Origin of the sequence: Microcoleus sp. Pol12A5, from assembly GCF_036701435.1 — a bacterium.
Lineage (GTDB): Bacteria > Cyanobacteriota > Cyanobacteriia > Cyanobacteriales > Microcoleaceae > Microcoleus.
Map to the genome: position 1 here is coordinate 24,473 of NZ_JAUBQU010000078.1, position 6,806 is coordinate 31,278.

At 50.7% G+C, this 6,806-nt stretch carries 5 protein-coding genes; 1 reads left to right on the forward strand and 4 read right to left on the reverse strand.

The features are described 5' to 3' along the window. Positions 1 to 68 precede the first annotated feature (68 nt). Together QUA45_RS19470 and QUA45_RS19475 are read right to left on the reverse strand one after the other, a co-directional pair. On the reverse strand, positions 69 to 302 hold the full coding sequence (locus tag QUA45_RS19470; RefSeq protein WP_006635793.1) for a ferredoxin-thioredoxin reductase variable chain: 234 nt from the start codon (positions 300 to 302) through the stop codon (positions 69 to 71). 277 nt (positions 303 to 579) lie between these two features. Further along, positions 580 to 3,348 (reverse strand): DUF3536 domain-containing protein, encoded by a 2,769-nt coding sequence (locus tag QUA45_RS19475; RefSeq protein WP_333097224.1) that lies wholly within the window; start codon positions 3,346 to 3,348, stop codon positions 580 to 582. Positions 3,349 to 3,963: 615 nt separating this feature from the next. Here QUA45_RS19475 and QUA45_RS19480 point away from each other — a divergent pair. Next, positions 3,964 to 4,116 (forward strand): hypothetical protein, encoded by a 153-nt coding sequence (locus tag QUA45_RS19480; protein WP_333152257.1) that lies wholly within the window; start codon positions 3,964 to 3,966, stop codon positions 4,114 to 4,116. 297 nt (positions 4,117 to 4,413) lie between these two features. Here QUA45_RS19480 and QUA45_RS19485 read toward each other — a convergent pair whose 3' ends face one another. Both QUA45_RS19485 and QUA45_RS19490 read right to left on the reverse strand, forming a co-directional pair. Continuing rightward, the gene (locus tag QUA45_RS19485; RefSeq protein WP_333221891.1) at positions 4,414 to 5,229 is read right to left on the reverse strand and encodes an alpha/beta hydrolase; all 816 of its coding nucleotides are present in this window, start codon (positions 5,227 to 5,229) and stop codon (positions 4,414 to 4,416) included. A 254-nt stretch (positions 5,230 to 5,483) separates the two neighbouring features. Continuing rightward, the gene (locus QUA45_RS19490) at positions 5,484 to 6,683 is read right to left on the reverse strand and encodes an FAD-dependent monooxygenase (RefSeq protein WP_333221892.1); all 1,200 of its coding nucleotides are present in this window, start codon (positions 6,681 to 6,683) and stop codon (positions 5,484 to 5,486) included. Between the last annotated feature and the right edge of the window lie 123 nt (positions 6,684 to 6,806).

Sequence of the window (6,806 nt, forward strand, 5' to 3'; positions counted from 1 at the left end):
CTAAAATCTAAAATCGACTGACGGGATTTGATATTGTCTTTGGGCTCCGGCTTCAACTTTTGAGACAGCTAGACTTCCGAAGATATCAATTCAACCTCATCCTCTTTCAGGTGAGCTCGAAATTTTTTGTCAAATTGTACTAGAATCGGCCAATTAGCACTGACAGGTCGGCCGTGCCATTCGTGAACGATCGCCACGACTTCTCCTTCCATACCCTTAATATCAAATGGTTGACTGCGATTTTCAGGATGGTGGTAGACAACAACAGAGTTTTTAATGCAAACGCGATCGCCAACTTTCATAGACTTATATTTAGTGTTCTCTCTTCAAAACTCTGCAAAGCTTACGGGTGCTTAACACTTATAGGCTTTGCCGACAGTTTTCTTATCTTCCCACAAGTAGAGCGAAAACTTAAACAAAGTTGGCGGTTCCCTGTCGGTGCTTCGATCCCCAGCCGCGATCCACGTCAGCTAAAATGTCGATCCATTCTCGGTTGAACCCGCAGCCCCGATCGGCTTTTAAAGCTCGATCGGGCGGATTCTCATGGGCGGGAATAGATGCAGGCTAATCGGGAAACTGTTAACTTAACTGATTTAACCAGCACTCAACATCAACAGCCAAGGTTTGACCCAACTCCAGCAACTGCCGGATCGAAGACAACTCCCAGCCGCCGCCTGAACGTGCAATCTCCAAGGCAACAGCAGCCCCCGCAGTTTCGCCCGCCGAGGCATCTTGCCGTTGCAGCCAGCCCAAACACAGAGGCACAATTTGACTGTACAGAGAATCGAAATACAGTTCCTGCGATTTGTCCAAACACAAACCCAGACTCAGCCGATCGCCCACCGCAATCAAACGCTCGATCGTGCATATCTCAGCTTCCAACTTGACAGGCGAGCGCTCATCCACGCCCGATCCTGCCTGCAGCAGCGCGTCAAGCGATCGCCAAACCAGCTTTTCCAAAATTTCCTTGACTTCGGGAACGTTCAACCGACAGCGGAGATGGCCGCTTTCAGTGGCGATCGCCTCAATTTCGGCCAGCAGCGGTTCCAGATCCTCCGTTTCCACTTCCAGGGCCTTGGCCGCCGTCAAACAGCGGTGTCCCAAAGCCACCTCAGCAGCTACCTGCAACTCTACCGGCACCGGCAACTCGTCTCGGTGGAACGCCATCATCACCCCGTAATTTTCGCGGTAAACCTGAGTGTAAAGCTGATCCAACCGAGTCAAATTTTCCTGACTCAGCAACTGGACGATCCGGTGGCGTTCCTCAGCGAATAAATCCCGCAAGCTAAAGGACTGATCCCCAAACAGCCGCACCATTTCCAGAATCGCGTGGGCCGCCGAAGCTTCTTGCATAACTCCAAACAACCGCTCTTTGAGCATAGTGTAAGACCGGCGGCTGCCAAAAGGCTGAATGCAGCAGTGGAAGTCCCAGCCGCCGAGGTGCAGCGCAGCAAACACAAAAATCTCTGTTTCCCGCGTAATTTCCGAGGTTAACTGCAATTGACCCACTGCCAGAGTCATCGATCCCATGCGCTGAATTTGGAAATCTTGCTGCTCGGCCTGATAGCAGTAAACTCGCTGTTCGCGGGGATATTTGGCAAACAGAGAACTGATCGCGTAGTGGGCCGCCACTTGTCGGAGACTAATTTGGGCTGTCACCACCAGTTGGCGGTAAACTTCGGCCCCTGTTGTGAAACAGTAAACGTTGCTGGGTACGAGGGCTAGTCGATCGACAAAATCCTTTTCTAGCTGCACGCCGGTAACTTCGCCCGCCAATTCCAGCGCCCGGGCCGCGTAGCGCAGAATTTGCACGCCTTCTGGCCGGGAGATTTCTTCAAAAAACCAGCCGCAGCTAGTGAACATTAACAGGGTGTGGCGCTGCATTTCCAGCAGTCGCAGGGCGTCCACCTGTTCGGAGGCATCGAGGGGGCGCACTTGATGGCGTTCGAGGAAACTGTCAACATTAGTGGGCGATCGATCGCGGATGACCTCAATATATTCATCTCTGGCTTTCCAGGGATCGCACAACAGCTTGCGCCCCGCTTCTTCGTAAATCGGAATCAGTCGATCGCGCAGCCAATTGAGAGTATCCCGGAGAGGGCGGCGCCATTTTTGGTTCCACTCGCCGCCGCCACCGCAGCCGCAATCATCTTGCCAGCGATCGACCCCGTGAGAGCAACTCCAGGCCGTTACGGGTTTGAGTTCAACTTCCCAAGCGCTCGGATTTTGACTTAAATAATGAGCAAAATTCGTCACCGTCCAGCCTCGGCGGGGGAACTCTTCTGTGAAGGCGTAGGCGAGGCATTTTTCGGTACCGTTTTTGTGGTGGCCGAAAGTTTCGCCGTCCGTCGCCACGCAGATTAATTGAGCCGGTCGGTGGTCTCCCCGTACTGCTTGACCCAACCGGCCTGCCAAGTGGTGGCTGCTGCTGAGAACGTCATTGAAGCCCATATCCCGCGAGATGGGGCCGTCGTAAAAAAAGATATCAATGTAGGGAGTGTTGGCAGGTGGGGCTTCGGAATTTTGGAAGTGTCTGCGGCCAAAATGGTGAGAGCTCAGTGGCGAGAGTTGGTGGTCAGCCATTAACCGCATTTCTGGTTTCAAATAGCAGCGGTACGGGCGAGTCGGATCGATTTGACCGCCGCCGACTTCGTGCCATTCGGAATTTTCCGCTGGTTCTCCTTCGTGGTTTTGCCCGATTAGCGGGCGGCAGCGTTCGGCTTGGGAGGGGGCTAAGACAATGAAGCGGATGCCTTCAGCGACTAAAACTTCGAGGGTGGCGTAGTCTACGGCGGTTTCGGCGAGCCACATTCCTTCGGGCTCGCGACCGAACCGGGAGCGAAAATCTGCGATCCCCCAGCGAATTTGGGTGTATTTGTCTCGCTCGTTAGCCAGCGGCATGATGATGTGATTGTATACTTGGGCGATCGCGTTGCCGTGACCGTTGAGGCGCTGACAGCTTTTGCGATCTGCCTCCAGAATCCGCTGGTAGACTTCCGCGTCGTAGCGTTCGAGCCAGCTCATCAGGGTCGGCCCGATGTTGAAGCTCATGTACTCGTAGTTGTTAACGATCCCCGTGACTTCCCCGCGATCGTTGAGTATGCGGGCAAAGGCGTTGGGGCGGTAGCACTCGATGTCAATCCGTTCGTTCCAGTCGTGGGCGGGAGAGGCGCTGGCTTGGCGTTCGATCGCGTCCAGGTAAGGGTTTTCCCGGGGCGGCTGGTAAAAGTGACCGTGAACCGTCACGCACACCCCAGTTGCAGCCGCCGCACTGCTTTGGGTTGCAGCAGTTACGGTTGGCGAAGACAAAGGTACCACATCAGATTGAGTTGTAGAAATCGAAATCATGCGATCGAATCCTCAAGTAGTTAAAGACAATAAAACCAGCCTAATAACAAACTGAAACCTTACGCAGCAAGAGTTACAGCTAGGCATCTGTTAGGGCTAAATTTGGCTGACAAGTTTTGATACATTTGTAGTATTGCGAGCAAAGCATTCGTTCCAAGATGCCAACCGTCGATCCCTGGGTTTTTCTGCCAATGCTTTGCTGTTGAAAGACTTAAAAAAGGTAGCTTTTGCTGCTTTTTGGCACTTGCGACCCATTTCGGGTTCGTGCTTGCAGGGCTGCTCATTGAGATTTTGATTTACATAGCTGGATTTTAAAGTCTTATTCAGTAAATAGCAAGTTTTCGCCGGAAAGATTTAATTTTTGGCAATAAATCTTGGCGGTTGTGGATATCGGTTTAATGCCCGATCGATTTATAGAATAAGAGTTTTGCCTGAGTTTCGCATCATACTTTAGGTGCTTTTTACCTAAGTTCTGGAGAAGTTAGGCCGGTTGGGTTAGGGCGGGGGAGATTTGCTGCAAATGTACTTTCCAGAAGAGTTGTAACACTTGTGCGGAGTCAAAAGGCAACAAAAAAGCAAAACGGTAAGTGTTAGGTTTTAACTCCTGAGAGGTATGTGAGGGCGGAGGGGAAGGAGGAGCAGGAGGAGGAGGGTTTGGACGAGAAGATGCTGCATTTGACGGCGAAGTTGGAGAGGCAATTTGCCGAGAGTGCCAAGTTAGAGGCGATGATTCCGGAAAATCTGCCGAGGGTGAGTTCTGGCGGATAGTTCGTCAATTGCTGAAGATTATCATGATTTTTTGCGAGAACTTAAGGAAGGTATTGTGCAATATCAAGTGCGGGCAGTACTTTTTAGGCAAAGAAGCGCAATAGCGAGAATTAGAGAAAGCTTTAATCGATCGCAGCCGCGATTTTTTACTAGAGTTGAGTGGGGAATTTGCCTTAAATCAATAAATTAATTAAGGGAAGCAGAAACCTAATTATGTTAACTTCAAACAATTTTAAGAGATACCTGGCTCAGTTTAATGGTAAGAGATTCACAAATGATTTAGGATTGCTATATATATTAAACACCTTCCAAACAGATATCAAGTTCCCTAGCAAAGGCCTCTGGTGCATCCAGCATCAGCCAGTGTCCGGTGTCGGGGATCGTAGTTGTCGTCAGTGTGGGACGGAGGATGTGGAGGCTGAAGGGAAAAGTGTTTGAGGGAGCAATAATGGCGTGGGCTCGTGTTCCAGGGGCTGCTAGGTAGCGATCGAGAGCATCAACTGCTTCAAAGGCAAACATCCCGCGAGACATTCCAGACAGACAATCCTGTGGAGTCGCCGCCAACCAAGCGAGAACCCGATCGCGCGTCTGGGCCCTGCTTCCTGTCAGCGCCTCATTGAAGCTGGTTTCCACAGCAGCCCGCCAATCATCCGTCTCCAGAGCCCTCTGGTAGGGGACGATGCGTTCCTCGTGCACTTCTGCAGGCACCTTGGTAAAATCTCCAGGTGGGTCTGCCAGAATCAACTGCGCGATGCGCTGCGGTGCGGCGGCTGCTGTGGCGAGGGCAATACAAGCACCGAAACTGTGCCCGACGATCGCCACTCGATCGAGTCCCAGCCCATCCAGTACCGCCAAAACATCCGCTGCACAGGAGGCGGGCGCATAGTTGCCGTCCTCCGGCGGTGCAGAATCGCCGTGTCCCCGCATATCAAGGGCGATCGCGCGTCGGGTACGCGCTACATGAGCAAGCTGCGCCTCCCAGATGCTCGCAGAAACCGTCATACCGTGCACGAACAGCACCGGCAGCGCTTCCGACTCCCCAGCGGTGACAGGGGGGCTGGCTTCGATGATGTGAATATTGCCGATCGGTCCTTTGATAGCTGTCGATCGCATAAAATCTTCTCCTAAGTTTTATAGTCCTAGACGGACGGGTAGTCAGAAACCGGATTTTTCGCAAAAATACTCGGTTATATCAAATCCGTTAACATCGGAATTATTATCTCTCTCTTCTCTTTCTCTGTGTCCTCTGTGCCCTCTGTGGTTTAATCATTCCGATACAACCGGAATTGATATTAGAGCATCGCAGAAAAGGTAAAAACCCGGTTTCTTTGGTTGGGACGGGTAAGTCAGGTTTCAATTTCCTCATTTTACACAACCAATTTTACATCTGTTACTCCTTGACGCAATTCATACTGTCCTTTTACCCAAAATTGTTTAATTTTTTCACCCAAAAACGGAGCAGCTTGCATCATCAATAAACGCACTAATCCATTTTTTCGCAGTTGTTCGCCTTTCCACGCTTCTTGTGCTTGAAGTTGTTGGGCGCGAATAATTTCCGGTTCCCGTTCTGCCTGAATCCGCGATAATGCTAAGTCAATATCCTCGCAATTAGCCCCTGCTTTCAATAAAGGTACAAGGTGATTTGCCGCCACAATTACATCGCGGAACGCCATGTTAATTCCTTGAGCGCGGACCGGAGACATGGGATGTGCAGCATCCCCCAAAAGTATGATTGCTGGTCGATGCCACCGCGGACAGCGACCAACCACAACAGATAGTCGCATCGGAGATTCGATCGTATCGGCACTGTTGCGGAAATGTTCTGCCATCCACGCAGGCGATAGCGATGCGAAAGTTTCTGCCCAGTCTGTGTCTTTCCGATCAGTTTTGTCATCTGCAGATAGCACCCAAGCCAGATGAAGCTTTCCTGATTCTGCCCCATGAAAGACACTGAATCCGCTACCGCCATTCAGGATGGAATAAAATACATTATCCGCCACAAACCGAGGATGAGCGGCAAGTTTAAACCACAGAACATCTATACTATTCTGCTGTTTTACTAACTCTAATTCTGCACGCTGTCGTACAACCGAGTTTCTACCATCTGTGCCAATCACAAGTGCAGCAGGAATCTCTCGTCCATCTGCTAGTTTTACGCCCGCAATGCGATCGTTGCTGTACAGTAAATCTTTTACGGGAACACCTGAGATAAATTCAAATTCAGGATGCAATTGAGCTTCTGAAATTAGTGTTTCTAGCAAAGGCGGTTGCGATACCAGCGTACAAGGTCGATTTGACCCCATTGGCTCATCAACTCGAAATAGTTGCCGATCGCCCACAACGAACTCCCAGGCATCAATTTGTCGGTGGGGAACACCTTCTAGCATACTGGATAAGCCCATTTGGGCGATCGCATCCAATCCGCTGGGCATTAACCCTTCACCGCGAAACACTCGGTAGGAATCTTTTGCCGCCTCAACCAAGGTTGTGGCAATACCTCGTTTCACCAGCAGCAAGGCAAGTGCCGCACCAGTTGGCCCCGATCCCACAATTACAACTTGCCTCATTGCCATTCCCCATTGCTTTGTAATGTATTTCCAGTTTAATTTCCATCCTAAGTAGGTGGACAGGAAAAAAATAAACTATGTAACGCTAAGTCTTGAGCTAGCTAGACTTAAACTTGAAACGCT